The sequence below is a fragment of the Spongiactinospora gelatinilytica genome (genome assembly GCF_003236385.1).
GTDB lineage: Bacteria > Actinomycetota > Actinomycetes > Streptosporangiales > Streptosporangiaceae > Spongiactinospora > Spongiactinospora gelatinilytica.
The window spans coordinates 1-558 of sequence record NZ_POUA01000824.1 but is presented as its reverse complement, the minus strand read 5'-3'; the positions used below and the strand labels follow the sequence as shown (position 1 = coordinate 558).

General features: G+C 75.8%; 1 pseudogene. It reads left to right on the top strand.

Annotation, left to right across the window (positions count from 1 at the left end):
- A pseudogene (locus tag C1I98_RS42445) lies at positions 1–381 on the top strand (hypothetical protein); the annotation flags it as partial.
- Positions 382–558: the final 177 nt, after the last annotated feature.

Here is a 558-nt window from a genome sequence, read left to right as displayed (position 1 = left end):
GAGTCAGGCGTTCCGCGTGGCCGCGGCGGCCGTCGCCGGGGCACTGGCCGGGGCCGGCGGATACACCGCCTTCCTGGTGTCGGAGAGGAGGCCCTGCTGGCCCTCGGCACCGGCACACCCCTGTACCCGGCCGCCGGTGTCGGCGGCGTGACGGCCGGCATCGCCCGCGCGCTCGGCATGCGCGATGACGAACGACCCGCTGATCCCACCGACCCACGCCTCACCGGCGGGCTTGAGCGCCTGCGTGCCCTCGCCCGGGAGAGGCCGCGCAACGGCCTCTCCGACGCCGAGAACCGCACCCTGGCCACGACGCGCCGGCCGGACGAGATCGCGGCCCGGGTGGTCCTCGGCCTCGCCCGCATCACCGGCCGCGAAGGGTGACCGGGCCTATGCGCCGGCGGTGAGGTCCGAAGCGATCAGTGCTTCGGTGTGCCGCTGGAGGACGAGGGAGGCGAGTTCGGGGGAGGGGCCGAGGACGGCCGCCACGGTGTGCGCGCCCGCCGCCAGGGTGTCGCGGCGAATCTTGTCGGCGAAGTAGCCCGGGGCCAGCAGGTAGGG